The sequence below is a fragment of the Pandoraea sp. genome, assembly GCF_041919235.1.
In the GTDB taxonomy this organism is placed as follows: Bacteria; Pseudomonadota; Gammaproteobacteria; order Burkholderiales; family Burkholderiaceae; genus Pandoraea.
This window is the reverse complement of record NZ_JAYRUC010000003.1, coordinates 167,401-186,393: the sequence shown is the minus strand read 5'-3', so window position 1 is coordinate 186,393 and position 18,993 is coordinate 167,401. Positions and strand designations below refer to the sequence as shown.

16 protein-coding genes are annotated in these 18,993 nt (G+C 64.9%); 6 read left to right on the top strand and 10 right to left on the bottom strand.

Annotated elements, in window-relative coordinates; translation table 11 throughout:
• The first annotated feature begins 17 nt into the window (after nt 1–17).
• Nucleotides 18–485, top strand: coding sequence for a hypothetical protein (locus tag ACE3UG_RS03665; protein WP_374619782.1), 468 nt, complete (start codon nt 18–20; stop codon nt 483–485).
• Nucleotides 486–569: 84 nt separating this feature from the next.
• Here ACE3UG_RS03665 and ftsB read toward each other — a convergent pair whose 3' ends face one another.
• From ftsB to ACE3UG_RS03620, 9 genes are all read right to left on the bottom strand, one after another.
• The gene (gene ftsB / locus ACE3UG_RS03660; protein ID WP_374619780.1) at nt 570–1,001 is read right to left on the bottom strand and encodes a cell division protein FtsB; all 432 of its coding nucleotides are present in this window, start codon (nt 999–1,001) and stop codon (nt 570–572) included.
• Nucleotides 1,002–1,073: 72 nt separating this feature from the next.
• The gene (gene eno / locus ACE3UG_RS03655) at nt 1,074–2,357 is read right to left on the bottom strand and encodes a phosphopyruvate hydratase (RefSeq protein ID WP_374619777.1); all 1,284 of its coding nucleotides are present in this window, start codon (nt 2,355–2,357) and stop codon (nt 1,074–1,076) included.
• A 396-nt stretch (nt 2,358–2,753) separates the two neighbouring features.
• A complete protein-coding gene (kdsA, locus tag ACE3UG_RS03650) occupies nt 2,754–3,608 on the bottom strand; it encodes a 3-deoxy-8-phosphooctulonate synthase (RefSeq protein ID WP_374619774.1) in 855 nt (284 codons plus the stop codon).
• Nucleotides 3,609–3,644: 36 nt separating this feature from the next.
• Entirely contained in the window at nt 3,645–5,303 is a 1,659-nt protein-coding gene (locus ACE3UG_RS03645) for a CTP synthase (RefSeq protein WP_374619771.1), read from the bottom strand.
• Between the two features lie 179 nt (nt 5,304–5,482).
• Nucleotides 5,483–6,313, bottom strand: coding sequence for an alpha/beta fold hydrolase (locus ACE3UG_RS03640; RefSeq protein WP_374619769.1), 831 nt, complete (start codon nt 6,311–6,313; stop codon nt 5,483–5,485).
• 320 nt (nt 6,314–6,633) lie between these two features.
• Nucleotides 6,634–9,669 carry a DNA internalization-related competence protein ComEC/Rec2 gene (locus ACE3UG_RS03635; RefSeq protein ID WP_374619766.1) on the bottom strand — a complete coding sequence of 1,012 codons (3,036 nt, stop codon included), beginning with the start codon at nt 9,667–9,669 and terminating at the stop codon, nt 6,634–6,636.
• A 44-nt stretch (nt 9,670–9,713) separates the two neighbouring features.
• The gene (locus tag ACE3UG_RS03630; protein WP_374619763.1) at nt 9,714–10,562 is read right to left on the bottom strand and encodes a TatD family hydrolase; all 849 of its coding nucleotides are present in this window, start codon (nt 10,560–10,562) and stop codon (nt 9,714–9,716) included.
• Nucleotides 10,563–10,780: 218 nt separating this feature from the next.
• On the bottom strand, nt 10,781–11,524 hold the full coding sequence (gene lolD, locus ACE3UG_RS03625; protein ID WP_374619760.1) for a lipoprotein-releasing ABC transporter ATP-binding protein LolD: 744 nt from the start codon (nt 11,522–11,524) through the stop codon (nt 10,781–10,783).
• A complete protein-coding gene (locus tag ACE3UG_RS03620; RefSeq protein WP_374619757.1) occupies nt 11,517–12,770 on the bottom strand; it encodes a lipoprotein-releasing ABC transporter permease subunit in 1,254 nt (417 codons plus the stop codon). The genes lolD and ACE3UG_RS03620 overlap by 8 nt, the downstream gene beginning before the upstream one ends.
• A gap of 172 nt (nt 12,771–12,942) precedes the next feature.
• Between ACE3UG_RS03620 and ACE3UG_RS03615 the strand changes: the two genes are divergently transcribed.
• Nucleotides 12,943–14,022, top strand: a complete 1,080-nt coding sequence (locus ACE3UG_RS03615) for a regulator (RefSeq protein ID WP_374619754.1) — start codon at nt 12,943–12,945, stop codon at nt 14,020–14,022.
• Nucleotides 14,019–15,716: a single-stranded-DNA-specific exonuclease RecJ gene (gene recJ, locus ACE3UG_RS03610; RefSeq protein WP_374619752.1), complete on the top strand. Its 1,698-nt coding sequence runs from the start codon at nt 14,019–14,021 to the stop codon at nt 15,714–15,716. The genes ACE3UG_RS03615 and recJ overlap by 4 nt, the downstream gene beginning before the upstream one ends.
• Before the next feature lie 98 nt (nt 15,717–15,814).
• Here recJ and ACE3UG_RS03605 read toward each other — a convergent pair whose 3' ends face one another.
• Nucleotides 15,815–16,729 carry a LysR family transcriptional regulator gene (locus ACE3UG_RS03605; protein ID WP_374619749.1) on the bottom strand — a complete coding sequence of 305 codons (915 nt, stop codon included), beginning with the start codon at nt 16,727–16,729 and terminating at the stop codon, nt 15,815–15,817.
• Nucleotides 16,730–16,946: 217 nt separating this feature from the next.
• Here ACE3UG_RS03605 and ACE3UG_RS03600 point away from each other — a divergent pair, with 217 nt between their 5' ends.
• The 3 genes from ACE3UG_RS03600 (at nt 16,947) to ACE3UG_RS03590 (ending at nt 18,991) form a co-directional block, all read left to right on the top strand.
• On the top strand, nt 16,947–17,168 hold the full coding sequence (locus ACE3UG_RS03600; protein WP_374619747.1) for a hypothetical protein: 222 nt from the start codon (nt 16,947–16,949) through the stop codon (nt 17,166–17,168).
• Nucleotides 17,169–17,403: 235 nt separating this feature from the next.
• Nucleotides 17,404–18,508, top strand: a protein-coding gene (gene prfB, locus ACE3UG_RS03595) for a peptide chain release factor 2 (RefSeq protein ID WP_374619744.1) whose coding sequence is annotated in 2 segments (ribosomal slippage) — nt 17,404–17,475 and nt 17,477–18,508 — 1,104 coding nt in all. Because the reading frame shifts where the segments join, the coding sequence is not laid out codon by codon here.
• Between the two features lie 3 nt (nt 18,509–18,511).
• Nucleotides 18,512–18,991, top strand: a complete 480-nt coding sequence (locus ACE3UG_RS03590) for an Ivy family c-type lysozyme inhibitor (RefSeq protein WP_374619741.1) — start codon at nt 18,512–18,514, stop codon at nt 18,989–18,991.
• Nucleotides 18,992–18,993: the final 2 nt, after the last annotated feature.

Sequence of the window (18,993 nt, the reverse complement as noted above, 5' to 3'; positions counted from 1 at the left end):
TCCAAGGAGAATCGTTCATGTCACGAATCGCTCCCATCGCTCCCATCGCTCCTGTTGCTCGTTCGTCCACCGCCCGGCGAAGTCAACCCGTCGCCGCCGGGCTGAGCGCGCTTGTGCTGACGATCGCAGCCGGCTGCACGCAATTGCAACTGCCACCGCCCAACGCGCCCGCGGCGCGCCTGCCCGAGACGCACGGCGCCCCGGACATGACCGACGCTCAGAAGCAGAATCTGACACGCCTGAACCAGCGGATCTACGACGAACAGGAAACGGCCATCGAGCGCGAACGCGCACAACGCGCCATTGACAATGCGTTGCGCAGCTACGGTAGCAGCGCATATTTCTATGGCGGTTGGGGCGGGGCCGCAGGGTACGGGCCGGGGTGGTACGGCCCCGGGTGGTACGGACCGGGAGGATATGGCGGATACGGCGGATACGGCGGATATAGCCCGCACTCGTCGATCGGGATCGGCGTGGGCTTCTAACGCACGCCATCGCGCGCTGGCATGAAAAAAGGCACCCTCGGGGTGCCTTTTCCTTTTATCGTGCGCGCGTCATGCCGAAGGCGATCAATTATGCTGAGCCTTGTGTCCCGATGGCGCCCGGCCTTTCGTCGGTGACGCAGTGGGTGCGGCTGGCGGCGCAGCAGCGACCGACTTGTGTGCGGGTTCGGTCGATGAAACGAGCGGCCCATCGGCAGCGGAAGCCGTCTGCGGTCCGCCAGCGCCGTCCGGCGCCACGAACTGTACGAAGACTTCCCCGTCCTTGACCATACCCAGCTCGAAACGAGCGCGTTCCTCGATCGCCGCCGTGCCGTCCTGCAAATCCTGCACTTCGCCGGCAAGACGATCGTTACGTTCCTTCAATTGCTCATTCTTCTGCTGTTCGGCGCTCAATTCGTCGCGCAGTTCGTGCACGTACAACCAACCGCCGTGGCCGAACCAGAGCGGATACTGGATCGCCACCAGCAGCAGCACCAGTATCGAGGTCACCATTCGCATGCTTTCGCCTGGCAAGAATTCCGGGAAGGCCGCCCCGACGGGCTTTGGGGCTCAACTTCCCGGGAAACGGAATTAGCGCAGATTGTAGAACGTTTCCTTGCCCGGATACGACGCGATATCGCCGAGATCCTCTTCAATGCGCAGGAGCTGGTTGTATTTGGCAATACGGTCGCTGCGCGAGAGCGAACCGGTCTTGATCTGACCGGCGTTGGTACCCACGGCGATGTCGGCGATCGTCGAGTCTTCGGTCTCACCCGAGCGGTGCGACACCACCGCCGTGTAACCGGCGCGCTTGGCCATTTCGATGGCCGCGAACGTCTCGGTGAGCGTACCGATCTGGTTGATCTTGATGAGGATCGAGTTGGCAACACCCTGCTCGATGCCCTGCTTCAGAATCTTCGTGTTGGTCACGAACAGATCGTCACCGACCAATTGCACCTTCTGGCCAAGCTTCTCGGTCAGAATCTTCCAGCCGGCCCAGTCGTCTTCCGACATGCCGTCCTCGATCGAGACGATCGGGAACTTGTCGCACAGGTTGGCCAGATAATCGGCGAACTCTTCCGAGGTCAGCGAAAGTCCCTCGCCGGCCAGTTCGTACTTCCCGTCCTTGAAGAACTCGGTCGAGGCGCAGTCCAGCGCCAGCAACACGTCGTCGCCCATGCGATAGCCGGCGTTCTCGACGGCCTGCTCAATGGTCGTCAGGCACTCCTCGTTCGACGCGAAGTTCGGTGCGAAGCCGCCTTCGTCGCCCACGGCCGTGCTCATGCCTTTCTCAGCGATGATTTTCTTCAACGCATGGAAGATTTCGGCGCCGCAACGCAGCGCTTCGCGAAAACTCGCCTGCCCGACGGGCATGACCATGAATTCCTGGATGTCCAGGCTGTTGTTGGCATGCGCGCCGCCGTTGACGATGTTCATCATCGGCACCGGCATTTGCATGGCTCCCGAACCGCCGAAGTAGCGGTACAGCGGCAGGCCGGCTTCTTCCGCAGCCGCCTTGGCCACGGCCATCGACACGGCCAGCATGGCATTCGCACCGAGGCGCGACTTGTTGTCGGTGCCGTCGAGTTCGATCAGGGTCTTGTCCAGGAACGCCTGTTCGGCGGCATCCAGGCCCATGATCGCTTCCGAAATCTCGGTATTGATGTGCTCGACAGCCTTCTGCACGCCCTTGCCGAGATAGCGACTCTTGTCGCCGTCGCGCAGTTCGATCGCTTCGCGCGAACCGGTCGATGCGCCGGACGGCACTGCCGCACGCCCCATCACCCCCGACTCCAGCAGCACGTCGCACTCGACCGTCGGGTTACCGCGCGAGTCCAGCACTTCGCGCCCGATGATATCTACGATTGCACTCATGTATTCCTCGGTATTTGAATGTCAAAAACGCTAAAGGGAACTGCTTCGCGCCGCGCCCCGTCACCTGCCGCGTACACGTCGGGCGCGCGCGCCGAATCCTGACGTGAATGCCGATGCTGCACTCGCGCGCGCATCGGCAGAACAAGAGATAGTAGATAAACGGGGATGCAACGGCGTCTCGAAATGAGGCACAGCGGCCTGTGGGATGACATCGATGTCGACGGTGCGCTCGGCGTACGGCACACGGGCATCTCCTTGAGGGCTCGCCCTCGCGGCGGCCGCTGACGGCCACTGCGCCACAAGCTTAACGACTCGACGCCGCGCTGCCAAGGCGTCTGAGCGCTATACCCGTCCTGTGAGCGTGCTGATATTGCCCCCAGGACGGCTTGTCTCATTTCAGTTGAAATTACTTTCCAGGAACTCGCCCTGCTTCACCGCCGCATCGAGCGCCTTGAGCGTGCTCAGCAACTCGCGCATGCGCCCGAGCGGCACCGCGTTCGGGCCGTCCGAGAGCGCGCACGCCGGGTCCGGGTGTGTCTCCATGAACAGGCCCGACACGCCCACGGCCACGGCCGCGCGCGAGAGCACCGGCACGAACTCGCGCTGCCCCCCCGAACTGGTTCCCTGACCGCCGGGCAACTGCACCGAGTGGGTGGCGTCGAACACGACCGGCGCACCGGTCTCGCGCATGATCGCCAGCGAGCGCATGTCCGAGACCAGGTTGTTGTAACCGAACGAGACGCCGCGCTCGCACGCCATGAACACGTCATCGGGCAGACCGGCTTCGCGCGCGGCGTCGCGGGCCTTGTCGATGACATTGATCATGTCGTGCGGTGCGAGAAACTGCCCCTTCTTGATGTTCACCGGCTTGCCGGACTGCGCGCAGGCCCGGATGAAATCGGTCTGGCGGCACAGGAATGCCGGTGTCTGCAGCACATCGACGATGGGCGCGGCCACGGCCACATCCTCTTCGGAATGCACGTCGGTGAGCACCGGCACGCCGAGTTGGCGACGCACTTCCTCGAGGATCTTCAGGCCAGCCTCGCGCCCGGGACCGCGATACGACTTGCCCGAGCTGCGATTCGCCTTGTCGAACGACGACTTGTAGATAAATGGGATGCCAAGCGCGCTCGTGATTTCCTTGAGCTGCCCCGCAACGTCGATCGTCATTTGCTCCGACTCGACGACGCAGGTGCCCGCAATCAGGAAAAACGGCTTATCCAGGCCAACCTCGAAACCGCACAGTTTCATGGGAACTCCTTGTTTCTCGCTCGCTGCGGTTCAGTCTCAGGCGGCCTTCTTGCGCGCCTGCTGACCGGCCAGCGCCGCTTCAACGTAAGCCTTGAAGAGCGGATGGCCGTCGCGCGGCGTCGAGGTGAACTCGGGGTGGAACTGAACGCCCACAAACCACGGGTGCACCTGTTGCGGCAGCTCCATCATCTCCGGCAGGTTCTCGGTCGGCGTGCGAGCCGAGATCACCATACCGGCAGATTCGAGCTGCGGGACATAGTGATTGTTGACTTCGTAACGATGACGGTGGCGCTCGTTGACCGTGTCGCCATAGATGCGCGAGGCGAGCGTCTCCGACTTGACGGGCACGCGCTGCGAGCCCAGGCGCATGGTGCCGCCCAGATCCGAATTCTCGGTTCGCTGCTCGATCTTGCCGTCGCGGTCTTGCCACTCGGTAATGAGAGCGACGACCGGATGCGGCGTCGACGGGTCGAATTCCGTGCTGTTCGCGCTCCCCAGATTGGCCACGTCACGCGCGAATTCGATCACGGCGAGCTGCATGCCAAGGCAAATGCCCAGATACGGCACGCGGTTCTCGCGAGCATACCGGATCGCCTTGATCTTGCCTTCGGTACCGCGTCGACCGAAACCGCCCGGCACCAGAATGGCGTCCAGATGCTTGAGCGCGTCGGTGCCGTCCTTCTCGATCTGTTCGGAATCGATGTACTCGATATTCACGCGCGTTTCCGTGTGGATCGCGGCGTGACGCAATGCTTCGATGAGCGACTTGTACGACTCGGTCAGATCGACGTACTTGCCGACCATCCCGATGGTGACGTCGTGCTTCGGATTCTCGACCGCCTCCACCAGGCGCGTCCACATGGACAGGTCGGCCGGCTTGGCTTCGATCTTCAGTTCGTCGCAGATGATCTTGTCCATGCCCTGGTCATGGAGCATCTGCGGAATCTTGTAGATCGTGTCGACATCCCAAACCGAAATGACGGCGTCCTGCGGAATGTTCGCAAACAGCGAAATCTTGGCGCACTCGTCTTCCGGAATCTGACGGTCCGCGCGGCACAACAGCACGTCTGGCGAGATGCCGATTTCGCGCAGCTTCTGCACGCTGTGCTGCGTCGGCTTGGTCTTGAGTTCGCCGGCCGTCGCAATGTACGGCACGAGCGTCAGGTGCACGAAGGCCACGCTGTTGCGGCCCAGGCGCAGATTCATCTGACGCGCGGCTTCGAGGAACGGCAGCGATTCGATATCGCCGACGGTACCGCCGATTTCGACGATGGCGACGTCCGGATGGCCGTCCCAGGTCGAACGCGCGCCGCGCTCGACGAACGCCTGAATTTCATTGGTGATGTGCGGAATGACCTGAACGGTCTTGCCGAGGTACTCGCCACGACGCTCCTTGCGGATCACCGACTCGTAGATCTGGCCTGTCGTGAAGTTGTTCGCACGACGCATCTTGGCGCTGATAAAGCGCTCGTAGTGGCCCAGATCGAGGTCGGTTTCCGCACCATCCTCGGTCACAAACACCTCGCCGTGCTGGAACGGGCTCATCGTGCCCGGGTCGACGTTGATGTAGGGATCAAGCTTGAGGAGAGTGACTTTGAGGCCACGTGATTCGAGAATCGCGGCCAGAGATGCAGCAGCAATTCCCTTACCAAGAGAGGAAACCACGCCGCCCGTGACAAAAACAAATTTGGTCATCGCAGTAATTGCTCGCGGGAAAGCCGGATTATACCCGAAAGCCGCCCCGCCCTCGACGTGCAGCGCGGCAAATTTTGCCCTTGACGAGCCCCCCGGCGCACTGCGCGGCGTGGTCGGCGCATCATCGCATACTCCCGTCCGGCTCGGGCACCGCTCGACACGAGCAACGCCCGCCGTTGTCAGGCCGCCAATGGGTGGCGGTGCCCGCCGCGCAGTTCCGCGAGCATGTCGCGTACTGCAGCGGCGGTCTCCAGCGGCCGCTCCATCGGGAAGAGGTGCGTGCCGTGGACGTGACGCAGATGGGGGCCGACGATACGACGTGTCGCACCGATTCCGGCCTGCCGCAGTTCGCGGGACTCGGTGCCCGCAAGAAACCCGACCGGCACCGGCACACCGCGCATGGCGCGCACGGCAAGCAGACGAGGCAGCGTCAGGTAGATCCGATATTCGATCTCACGCGCAAACGCCAGGCGTCGCGCTTCGCCCTCGCCGGTCGGCAACGTGCCGCAGTCGATATAGTCACGCAGCACGTCCGGGTCCCAACTGGCGAACGCCGGCTTTTTGGCGAAGTGCTGCCACGCGGCCTTCCAGTCGGGCCAGTGATCGCGGCGCTTTTTGGTCACGCCCGCGGGCGACATCCGCTCGTACAGCCCGGTCACCAGCCCCAGGCGAAGCATTTGGGTGCGCCAGCCCGGTGTGACGATGGGTGAATCGATCATGACCACGCCGCGTACACATTGAGGCGCCTTGAGGGCGGCCATGAGGCTCAGGAACCCGCCGAGCGAGTGACCGACAAGCCAGACCGGCTCGCCGCGATACTGTCGCTCGAGCGTGTCGACCAGTTCGTCGCGCAGATAACGCCAGCCCGGCGTGACCGGATAGCGCGGATCGTGGCCGATGCGATCGATGGCGCGAACGTCGTACTCGTCGGCCAACGCGCCCAGCATCTTGCGGTACACGCCGGCGGGAAAACCATTCCCGTGCGAAAAATGGAGGATGTCTCTTGTCATGGAATTCGTCGTCGTGGCAAGCCAGCCCCGCGCCATGCCGTCGCATCGGTCGACCTGCGCCCAGTGCTGCAGCCGCCCGGCCGGTCCGGCCGATTCAGCCGATTCAGCCGATTCAGCCGATTCAGCCGATTCAGCCGATTCAGCCGATTCAGCCGGTTCAGCCGCGCCATCGCACAAACCGAAATCCGCAAAAACGGGTGACGTGGCGCTCATCGGTCCATTCTAGCGAACCGCCCGTCGAGTACCGGTAGAGGTTTCCGTCGAATCGCGAGCGCGTGTCCGCCCCCGAAGGGCCGGGCATCCGTCGCGCCACATCGATTTCACCACGTATCCGGTACGTCGGCGTGCCAATACCGCCGGTATTGCTCACGGTACGACTGCGCCTCGATACCGTTCTGCGTGATCGAGAACCGAATGCCCCCATGTCTCACGTTCTGCCAGAGGGTCGCGCCCGCGGCCCGATAGCGCGCGACAACCTGGGGTCTCGGATGCCCGAACCGGTTGCGATAGCCCGCTTGAAACACCACGTGGCCCGGCAGTACTACGCCCACGAACGCTGGCGTCGACGACGTGAGGCTGCCGTGATGAGGCGCCAACAGAATATCCGAGCGCAACGCCGGGCCGAATCGAGCGAGCATGGTGCGCTCCTGCGGCGCTTCGGCATCCGCTGCGAGCAGTACGCTGTGTTGGGCGTTCGATACGCGCAGCACGCAACTGACGCTGTTCGGCCCGATGCGTCCGGCCCAACCGTCGCGCAACGCCGGCACATCGGGGTGCAAAAACCGGAACGTCACGTTGTCCCATGTCCATTGCTGTCCGGCGAGGCACGTCCGGTGCGCCGAGGCCGCACGACGCACGCGATGCGTCGCCGGCAGCGACGAAAACACCTCGGTCGAGGGATACGCCTTGAGCACACTCAACGCACCGCCGAAGTGATCGTCATGGGCGTGGCTGACAACGAGGCGGTCGAGTCGGCCAATGCCGTGCGCCCGCAGATAAGGAACGATCACACGGCGTCCTGCATCGGTGCGCCGCCCCAGCGTAGGTCCGGTATCGAAGAGCAGCGTTCGCGTCGCCGTCTCGACCAGCACGGCATTGCCCTGCCCGATATCGAGCATCGTGACGCGAAACGATCCGCCGTCAGGCCGCTGCGACGAGGCGAGCATTGCCGGCCCCATCAGCGCCAAACCGGCGAAGCGAATACCGACCAGCCCCCCTTTCGCCCGGCGCATTCCCACAGGCAAAGGCATCAGGCACGCGATCACGCCGCAGACCGCCGCCGCTTGTGCCCAGGCCGGCGCAATCGCAGCACGCCAAACGGCCCACGGTCGTGCCGCGAGCATCGCGAGCCAATCGGCCAGCCAAACGACCACGGTGTGCGCGACCGCAAGCGTCCAATGCGCGAGCCCCGGCGGCAGCAACAGACTCGCCAGCGCCAACGGCGTAACGATCAGCGTCATCACCGGAATGGCGATCGCGTTCGCCAGCGGCCCAAGCAGCGGCACGGCGCCAAACCATGCCAACGTCAACGGCACCATCCCGATCGTGACCGCGTATTGTGCGCGTACCGCCTGCGCCAGGCGGATCGAGAGCGCTGCGCGCCAGCGACTGAGCACGCCGGTCGGACGCGCGCCGCGCAACGCGCCGTGCGTGTCACGGGATAGCGCCGGTGCCTGACCTGCGTGCGGTGTCGCCCCACTGCGAGCTTCGCGCACCGGCTCGCCGCGCCTCGCCGCCATGACAAGCGCCGCGACCGCGCCGAACGACAGCCAAAGGCCCGGGGTCACCACCGCCCATGGATCGAGCGCGACGATGACCGCCAACGCCCACGCCAGCACGTAGGACGGCGCGGCGAATCGGCCGGCGAGCAGCGCGCCGACCAGAATCGCCACCATGCCAACCGCGCGTCGCACCGGGACACCCCAGCCCGCCACGGCCCCGTATGCCACTGCCGCCAGCAAACCGGCGATGGCGGCCGCCTTGGGCGCTGGCCACCACAGCGGCAAGCTCAGGTGCCGACTGCAAGCGCGCCGCCAGAGCATTCCGGCAAGCCCTGCCAGCGCGCCGGCAACGAGCGAAACATGCAGCCCGGAGATGGCGAGGAGGTGACTCACACCGGTATCGGCAAAAACTTGCCAGTCATCGTCGGCAATATCGCCGCGCTCCCCCAACGCCAGCGCGATCAGCACACCACCGTATCGCGCCGACGGCCCGAGCGCGGCCCGAAAGTCGTCAAGCAGTCGCGCACGCCACGCCAACCATCGATATCCCGGCATCGTCCCGGCTTGCAGACGAAGTGCGCCGTTCGTCCCCGCCGCCGCTGCCGTTGCCGCCCCCTTGCCGTAGGGTGCCCGCACGTATCCGGTCGCACGTATGCCGCGAACCAACGCCGTCAACTCGGCATCGAAGCCGTGCCAATTCGCAAAACCTCTCGGCGCCCTAAGTCGCACCGGCAAGCGCCAACGCTCGCCAGCGCGCAGTCGTCCAGCTTCGCTGAGCGCGCGGGGCCCCATCGGCGTACGACGCGCCTGCGCCGCAACATCGGCAAGCGCCTCCGCTTTGCCGCCGAACGAAGCACGCCCCGGCCACATCAGCTCGATATGCGGCGGCACGCGCACTTGCCGGCACGCCCTGACATTGGCACCTGACCGGGCATCGACATCAACATTCGCGTCGACTCCTGCGTCGACATCGTGGGCACCGGTCCGCGCACCCACACCCACACCGACACCAGCACCTGTACCTGTACGTGCACCTATACCCGCCCCTGCACCCGCCCCTGCACCCGCCCCCGCACCCGCACCTTCACCCGCCTGTGCACCGACGCCGACATCGGCATTTGCGTCACGTCGATGGGGGCGAACCCCGAACGTTGGCTTCGGCGCCCCCAGTACGGGTAATTCGCATCCAGCGTGGGTGACATAAGCACGCTCCACATCGAATGCGAAGCGCAATCCGTCACCGGTCGACGAGGGTAGACCGGAAACGACGCCGATCACTGTCACATCCCGGTCTTCCAACTCGACGGACAATCGGTCGCCCATTCGCACATCGGCCCGAAGCGCGGCCCACGAATATCCGAATACCCCGGCGCAAAGCGCAAATATCGCCACCGCACATCGATCACGCCAGCGGTCGTCGGCACGCGAGAAATCCAGTGAATGCGCGGCGCCGGGCACCGTTGACGCACCAACGGCGCGACCGCCCCCCTTCCGCGCCACGGCCCAGATCGCGCATGCCGAAAACACCCCCCCGGCAACGCCCGCCGTCACGCCGAACCACGTCCCCCCGGGTAACGCAGAAGCCTGTTGCAACCACCAGACGCCCGCAACCCACGCAAGCAGCACCGTTCTCATGACGTCACCACGTCATGCGTCGACAATCGCGCGACACCGCAGCGTCAGCGCGCTTGATCGTCTGAGATGAGAGAGCGGCCGACGTCAGGCCCGTCGCCCGGCGCCATCGCCATGGCGCCCGACAGACGCGGCAACACCCGCCAGGCATTGGTGCACGTCGTTTGCGACAGCGCCTCAGGCGTCACCCCGCGCAGCGCCGCCAGCACCTGCGCAATGCGCGGCAACTCGACCGGGCTGTTGCGCTGCTTGTAGCGCCATTCGGGTGCAATGTCGGGGGCGTCGGTTTCCAGCACCAGCGCATCGAGCGGCATGTCCGCCGCAAGACGGCGAATCTGCAAGGCACGCTCGAACGTCATCTGCCCGCCGAATCCCAGGCAGAAGCCCCGTTCGACGAACATGTCCGCCTGCTGGCGACTGCCGTTGAACGCGTGCGCGATGCCGCCGCGCGGCATGAAGATGCGCAACTGCTTGAGCAATGCATCCTGCGAGCGGCGCACATGCAGGATGACGGGCAAATCGAAGTCGAGCGCGATCTTCAATTGCTCGACATAGAAGAATTGCTGACGCTCGGGGTCAAGCGTCGGGACGAAGAAATCCAGACCGATCTCGCCGATACCGACGAAGCGCGGATCGCCCATCGCTCGCCCCACCGCACGGCGCAATGTTGCAATGTCCTCGTCCCGCGCGCGTGGTGTGTATAGCGGATGAATACCGAGCGCGTATGCGCCGCCGGGCATCGCGCTTGCCGCCGCGCGCGCCGCGTCGAACGTCGCGCATTCGACCGCGGGCACGACAAGCCCCGCCACGCCAGCCGCTGCGGCATCGGCGATCACGCTCGGGCGGTCGGCGTCGAATTCGGCCGCATCGAGATGGCAATGAGTATCGATCCACATGGTCACAGGTCCTTGAGCGTCAATTCTACGGGTCGATGACAAGACTCGCACGCCGCGCCCGCGACGACCATCGGACGACACCGCGTCATGGTCTAAGACTTTGCCGAAAAGCGACCCTGGCGCATCGCGTCAAGGAAAAGCAAAACGCCGGGGAATGAACCACCCCCGGCGCTTCGCCATCTTGCTCGACTGAGCGTGCCAGCACGCTCGTACGATGTTTATGCCGGCTCAAGCAGCCCGTCGCGTAGTCGCAGTGCACGGTCGCAACGCCGCGCCAGATCGATGTCGTGCGTCACGATCACGAAACTGGTGTTGAGCGTCTGCGACAACTCGAGCATCAGCTCGAACACCGTCTCGGCGGTATGCCCGTCGAGGTTGCCGGTCGGCTCGTCGGCCAGCACGCACGCCGGCTGTGTGACCAGCGCCCGTGCCATCGCCACGCGCTGACGCTCGCCGCCCGACAACTCCGACGGGCGATGCTTCATGCGCGAGCCAAGCCCGACGCGCTCAAGCATCGCCTGGGCCACCGCGCGCGTCTGCTCGATCGGCAGACGGCGAATACGCAGCGGCATCGCCACGTTGTCGAGCGCCGAGAACTCGGCCAGCAGATGGTGGAATTGATAGACAAAGCCGAGCGACTGGTTGCGCTGCGAGGTCTTCTCGCGTTCGCGCAGCGACGAAAACGGCTTGCCGAGCAGCGACACCTCGCCACGCGACGGATCGTCGAGCCCGCCCAACACATGCAGCAGCGTACTCTTGCCCGACCCCGACGCCCCCACGATCGCCACCTTTTCGCCGGGCGCAACGTCGAGGCTCGCGCCGTTGAGCACCGTCACATTGAGCTGGCCCTGCCGGAACGTCTTGTGCAAATCGCGCGCGCGCAGCACCGGTCCGTCGTAGACCCGATTCGGCTCGCGGGCGAGTGTTGGGTGGGTTTGGATGGTTTGGTTGGCGTCACTCATAGCGCAGGGCCTCCGCCGGTTTGACGCGCGAAGCACGCCAGCTCGGGTAGATCGTCGCCAGCGCCGAGAGAATGAAGGAAATCACCCCGATGCGGATCACGTCCGACGATTGCAGATCCGAGGGCAATTCGGAGATGAAGTAAATGTCTTGCGGCAGGAAGTGGATGCCCAGCAAGTGCTCGATGAACGGCACGATGGTGCCGATGTTGACCGAGATCAGGCAACCAAGCGCCACGCCGAGCAACGCCCCCGCAAAACCGATCGTCACCCCCTGAACGATGAAGATCTTCATGATCGAGCCGGGCTGTGCGCCGAGCGTGCGCAGAATGGCGATATCCGCGTACTTGTCGGTCACCGTCATCACGAGCGAGGACACCAGATTGAAGGCGGCCACGGCGATGATGAGCGTCAGGATGATGAACATCATGCGCTTCTCGGTCTGCACCGCGACAAACCAGTTCTTGTTCTGCTGCGTCCAGTCACGCACCCACATATTGCCGGACAGTGTCTTGGCCAACTCGCGTGCCACGAGCGGCGCCTTCTCCATGTCGTGGAGCTTCAGCCGCACGCCGGTCGGGCCGTCGAGACGGAAAAGCGTCTCGGCGTCGTGCAGATCGATCAGTGCGAGCGAACTGTCGTATTCATAGTGCCCCGCCGTGAAGACCGCCACCACGGTGAACTGCTTCACGCGCGGCAACACGCCCGCGGGCGTGATCGTCCCCTGTGGGGCGACCAGCGTGATCTTGTCGCCGATGGTCACGCCCAGCGCCCGAGCCAGTTCGCGTCCGAGCACGATGCCGAAGCTGCCCGGCGTCAGGTTGGCGAGCGAGCCCGACGTGATCTGCTTGCCGAGATCGGAGACCTTGGCTTCCTCGCTGGGGACAATGCCGCGCAGCACCACGCCGCGAACGTTGTCCTCGCGCGTGAGCATCGCCTGCTCGCCCACGTAGGGTGCGGCCGCAATCACGTTCTTGTTCTGCAACGCCTCGGCGGCGGTACGGTGCCAGTCAGGCAGATTGCCCTCGACCGCGAAGACCTCGATGTGCGCCAGCACGGAGAGCATGCGGTCGCGAACTTCCTTCTGAAAACCGTTCATCACCGAGAGCACCACGATGAGCGCTGCCACGCCCAGCGCAATGCCGGCCATGGAGATGAACGAAATGAAGGAAATGAAACCGTTGCCGGATGATCGCTTGCCGGTGCGCGTATAGCGCCAGCCGATCTGCCATTCGTATGGGAATTTCAAACGGATTCCTGATTCTTGATAAGGATCGATCGGAGCGTACCGGCGCCGGTCTGCACCAGCGCCTGGGCCCCTGCCACCGGACATCGCCCGATGCGACGCACGGTACATTCAGTTACTGTCGCCAGGGTCGCCCAACTGCCAGCGCGAAGTTTGCCATACAATTCGCCTCGACATGGATACACCTGCCCTGCACTTTCTCTTGCCGTTCGCGCTGCCCGCGTCGGCCCATTTGCCCGCACTGCTGGCCGAATTGGAGTTGCCCGCGCTCGAAAAGTTGCTCGCGCGCGGCGTTCTGTCGGCGCAAGACGTGCCGGAAGACCCGTTTGTCCCGACGCTGCCGCACGAACGCTGGCTGACCGAGGCCTTCGGCCTGCCCGGTGGGCCGTCGCGCGCACCGCTCGCGCCGTTCATGCTGCTCGAAGACAGCGGCGCGCTCGACACCCGCTTCTGGTATTGCGCGCAGCCCGCGCACATTCACATCGCCACCGATCACCTGGTGCTGACCGATCCGGCCCAGTTGGCGCTGAGCGCAGAGGACGCTGCCGCTCTCTTCACCACGGCGCAAGCGTTGTTTGCCGACGAAGACGGCGAGTTGGTCGCGCCGCGTCCGGACCGGTGGTACCTGAGCGCACCGGCGCTGGGAGACTTGCTGACCGCCTCGCCCGCGCGCGCGGCCGGCCGTAACGTCGACATCTGGCTGCCCCAGGGCAAGGCCGAGCTGGCCTGGCGCAAATGGCAGAACGAAGTGCAGATGGCCTGGTACGACCACCCGGCCAACCAGGCGCGCGAAGCACGCGGCCTGCCGCCGGTCAACGCCATCTGGCTATACGCCGGCGGTCAGCGCATCGCCGCACCGCGCCTGAACCGGCCGTGCGTGACGATCCTGGCCGACGACCCCGCCACGCGCGGCCTGGCGAACCATCTGCAAATCGCATTGCACGGCACCGACGCCGGCCTCGCCGCCGCGAACGGCAGAACATTCGTGCAGCTCGATACACTGACGCCTCATTTCCTGACGGAAGACTGGGCGCGCTGGCGCGATGCCCTCGTCGATATCGAGCGCACGTGGCTGGCCCCCTCGCTGGCGCGCGTGATCAAGGGCGAGGCCCGTGAAGTCGCGCTCACCTTGTGCGGCGACAGCCATAGTGTGACGCTCAGCACGCGCAGCGGCGACTTGCGCAAGTTCTGGCGCCGTCAGCCGCTCGAAGCCCGCATGGTGCCGCTCGCCCGCCTTGGCGAGGAAGTTGCATGACCGATATCGTGACCCGCTCAGTCGACGACGCAACGGCCGACGCCCTCGCGCGCGACGGCATCCACCCGGTGCTCGCCCGCCTGTTCGCCTCACGCGGCGTGGCGCAAAGCGCAGAGACCGAGACCGCGCTCGCCCGCCTGATTCCGCCCACGCAGCTCAAGGGGGCGCAGGACGCCGCCGTCTTCCTTGCCGACGCCATCGCCACGGGCAAGCGCATGCTCGTGGTGGCCGACTACGATTGCGATGGCGCGACCGCCTGCGCCGTCGCCGTGCGAGGTCTGCGCATGTTCGGTGCGACGGTCGAGTATCTGGTGCCGAACCGGTTCGAGTATGGCTACGGCCTGACGCCCGAGATCGTCGCCTTGGCGGCGAGCGCCAAGCAGGGACCCCCCGACGTGCTGATTACCGTCGACAACGGCATTGCCAGCCTCGACGGCGTGGCCGCCGCGCAGGCGCTCGGCATCGAAGTCGTCGTGACCGACCACCACCTGCCCGGCAGCGAATTGCCCAACGCGCGCTGCATCGTCAATCCGAACCAGCCCGGCTGCGCCTTCCCGAGCAAGCATCTGGCCGGCGTCGGCGTGATGTTCTACGTTCTGCTCGCGTTGCGTGCCGAGCTGCGCACGCGCGGCGCATTCGATGCGCGCGAGCAACCCCGTCTCGACGCACTGCTCGATCTGGTCGCCCTGGGTACGGTCGCCGACGTGGTCAAACTCGATGCCAACAATCGCATTCTGGTGGCGCAAGGACTCTCGCGTATGCGCGCGGGGCGCATGCACCCCGGCATCAACGCGCTCTTTCGCGCAGCCGCCCGCAACGCGCGGCAGGCGGGCAGCTTCGATCTGGGCTTCGGGCTGGGACCACGCCTGAATGCCGCCGGACGCCTCGCCGACATGTCGCTCGGCATCGAATGCCTCCTGACCGACGACGACGCCCGCGCCTGGACGCTCGCGCAAGAACTCGACGCGATGAATCGCGAACGTCGTGAAATCGAAGCGGGCATGCAGCAGGAAGCGCTGGCCGATCTGGCGCGCTTCGATCCCCGCGCCGCCACGACGCTGTGCGCCTTCAACGAGACGTGGCATCAAGGGGTGATCGGCATCGTGGCCGCGCGGCTCAAGGAGAAGTTCTACCGGCCGACCATCGTGTTCGCTCCCGGCGACGACGGCCAGATCAAGGGCTCCGGCCGCTCGATCCCCGGCTTCCACCTGCGCGACGCACTCGATCTCGTCACCAAACGCGAACCGGGTCTCATCGCCAAGTTCGGCGGCCACGCGATGGCCGCCGGTCTCACTCTGGCTGCCGACGCCCTGCCGCGCTTCCAGGCAGCGTTCGAAGCCGTGGGACAGGCATGGCTCGACGAAAAGACACTCTCGCGCGTGATCGAAACCGACGGCGATATCGGCGACGAGTGCTTCGTGCCGCCGTTCGTCGCGCTGCTCGAGGCGCAAGTGTGGGGCCAAGGCTTCCCGCCCCCGGTGTTCTCGGGCGAGTTCGATGTGCTCTCGCAAGCGATCCTCAAGGACAAGCATCTGAAGTTGCAGCTCGGTCGCGGACGCATGCGCTTCAACGCCATTTGGTTCAATCACGCCGATACCTTGCCAAGCCGTGCGAGGTTCGCCTATCGACTGGCGGCAGACTCGTTCAACGGCGTGTCGCGCGTGCAGATGATCGTCGAACACGCGCAAGGCTGAGCGCCCCCGGCCGCCGCGCCGGGTCGGGCGTCACGTCGTCACCGCGTCACGGCGTCGCGTCTCCACGTCGCCATGTCGTCGCCGTGCGGGCCGTCGCGCTATGCGGGTTGAGCGGGTTGAGCGGGTTGCGCCTCGGCGACATACTCGCGCATCACGCGCAGGAAGGCTTCACGCGCCGGATGCACGTCGACGCCGCGATGCCGCACGAAGAAGTTCGGCACGGCGGCCAGATCTTCCATCGCGTGGCCGACGATGTTCGCCTCTTGCCGATACCGCAGATAGATGCCACGCGGCACCAGCGAGTAGCCCACCCCCGCGCCGACACAGGCCACGATGGTCGCGTAGCTGCCGTAGCTCAGGATACGTCCCGGCGTCACGGCGTTCGCCGCCAACCACTGCTCCATCGTGGCGCGGTAGGGGCACCCTGGTGGCCACATCAGCAGCGTTGCCCCCGAAAGGTCCGACGCTTCGCGCACTCGTCCGGCACGCGCCGGCGCGACCAGCACGATCGGCTCCCGATAAATCTCGTCGGCCACCACCGACGTCTGTGCCTGTGCTTCAAGACAGGCCGTGCCCGCGATCAGCGCCGCATCCACACGACCGTGCTGAATTTCGTCGAGCAGATTGAGCGACGTGTCGGTCACCAGATTCAGGCGCACTTTCGGGTACGCCGCATGAAACCGGGCCAGCACGGCCGGCAAGCGTGACGTGGCCGACGATTCGATGGCCCCGAGCGCAAAGTCGCCCGCCGGTTCGCTCGCCGGATTGAGCGCAGCGCCGGCTTCTCGCGCCAGTGCCAGAATCCGATCTGCATAACCGAGCAGCGTGCGCCCGCTCGGCGTGAGTTGCAGGCGGCGGCCCTGCCGGTGAAACAACTTGACGCCCACCGTGTGCTCGAGCGCGCGGATACGGGCCGTCACATTCGACTGCACACAATGCAGCGCCTCGGCGGCACCAAGCACGCTGCCTTCATCGACGATGGCCTTGAAGGTCTGAAGTTGCAGAAAGTCCATGAGCGTCTCCCGGGTCGGCGCTTGGAAAGCACGGCATCGAATCGACGCAGGTTACGCGTCGTGCGGCGATACTTCAATAATAATGAAGCAAATCGCCTGAACATTTCACTTTTTTAGCGCAAGCGAAAGGCATAACATTCGGGTTATCCCTAGTGCGACGTTTGCCACGGCATTCCGCCCCGGCGACAACGCCGCCGCTCGCGAAGGAAGTCACATCATGTTCCGCCCTATGTCCGCCGCTGCCAACATCAACGCTGCCGCCCCGCTGGTGGCTGTGCCGGTCACACCGCTCGGCCTTTTCTTCCGTGCCGTCGATCAGTGGCGCATGCACTATGAGCAGACGTTGCAGGCCGAAGCCCTTGCGACACTCGATGACACGTCGCTTGCCGATGCCGGCTATGCCCGCGACGCCTTCGGACTGCGTCGCGCTGCACGCTGAGCCGCGAACGCCCCATGCCGCGGCAAGCGGCAATGGGCAATCGGCAACCGGCGGGGTGCATGGCGCCGTTGTGGCGTCTGGGGCCATGCTCTGCTTGGCTGCAGGTGAATCCGGCAGGCACGGCGGGCATCGATTTCCATCCGAAAGTCGCTCAACGGCCCCCGAAAAGTGGGGGAAACAGGGGCTTCGCTGCGCTATAATTGCGGTTTTCCCGAATTCGCAACCGTCATAGCTCATGGAAGCCGAACGCCTTAACGCACTTGAATCCCTGCTCGCCGACCTGCGCACCCGCGTTGGCGAGCTCAGGGGGTATCTTTGACTTCGATGTCAAGCAAGCTCGTCTGACTGAAGTCAACAAAGAACTCGAAGACCCCAACATCTGGAACGATTCCAAGCGTGCGCAGGCACTGGGCAAGGAAAAAAAGGCGCTCGATAGCATCGTCACCAACCTGACCGAACTCGACACCAGCCTTTCCGATACGCAGGAACTGTTCGAGATGTCCCGCGACGAGGGCGATGAAGACTCGTTGCTGGCGCTCGAAAGCGACACGCAAGGTCTCGCCTCACGCGTAGGCGACATGGAGTTCCGCCGGATGTTCAACAACCCGGCCGACCCGAACAACTGCTTCATCGACATCCAGGCCGGTGCCGGCGGCACCGAGGCCAACGACTGGGCCGGCATGCTGCTGCGCCAATATCTGCGCTACTGCGAGCGCAAGGGCTTCAAGGCCGAAGTGCTCGAAGTGTCGGACGGCGACGTCGCTGGCATCAAGAGCGCCTCGCTGAAGGTCACTGGCGACTACGCTTACGGCTATCTGCGCACGGAAACCGGCGTGCACCGTTTGGTGCGCAAGTCGCCGTTCGACTCGTCGGGCGGTCGCCACACGTCGTTCGCCAGCCTGTTCGTGTACCCCGAAGTGGATGATTCGATCGACATCGACATCAATCCGGCCGACGTGCGTACCGATACGTATCGCGCCTCCGGTGCAGGCGGTCAGCACATCAACAAGACCGACTCCGCCGTTCGTCTGACGCACATCCCGACCGGCATCGTCGTCGCCTGTCAGAACGACCGTTCGCAGCACCGTAACCGCGCCGAAGCGTGGGACATGCTCCGCTCGCGCCTGTTCGAACACGAGATGCGCAAGCGTCGTGCCGAGCAGGACAAGCTCGAGTCGAGCAAGACCGATGTGGGCTGGGGCCATCAGATTCGCTCTTATGTGCTCGACCAGTCGCGCGTCAAGGACCTGCGCACCAGTGTGGAAACCGGCAATACCGGTAAGGTACTCGACGGCGATCTGGATGACTTCATCTCCGCGAGTCTCAAGCAGGGAGTGTAAGGAATGGTGTTTGTCCGCACGCTAGCCGTGTGGGTGATGAGTGCGCTGTGCATGTATCGTGCGGCCGTGGCTGCCCCGGCCAGTGCGCCGGGTGCGCCGGGTGCCAATCCCGAGTCGGGACCGTACCTGCACGAGCTGCTCAAGCGCCCGGATTTCTCGGGCGCCTACGCGCGCATCGTCGCGTCGCGCAACGTTCCCGCGTGGGTGCGCCAGGGCGGAACGTCGACCCCGTCGCAACGCGTGAGCTTCGCCGGCAAGCCGTGGTTGCTGGTGCAGAGCTGCAAACCCCACGACTGCCCGAGCGAGTATGTCCACATTTTGTACGAGCCGCGTTCGCAGGCGATTGCCGCGTTGTTCGTACGAGACCCGAGTGCGGTGGCCAATGCCGGGGCGCATCGGGATCGCACCGAACTGATCTGGCTGGGCGCGCCCGATGGCTCGCTCAAGAATGCCCTGCTGCACACGCTGCGTTTTACCGAATAACC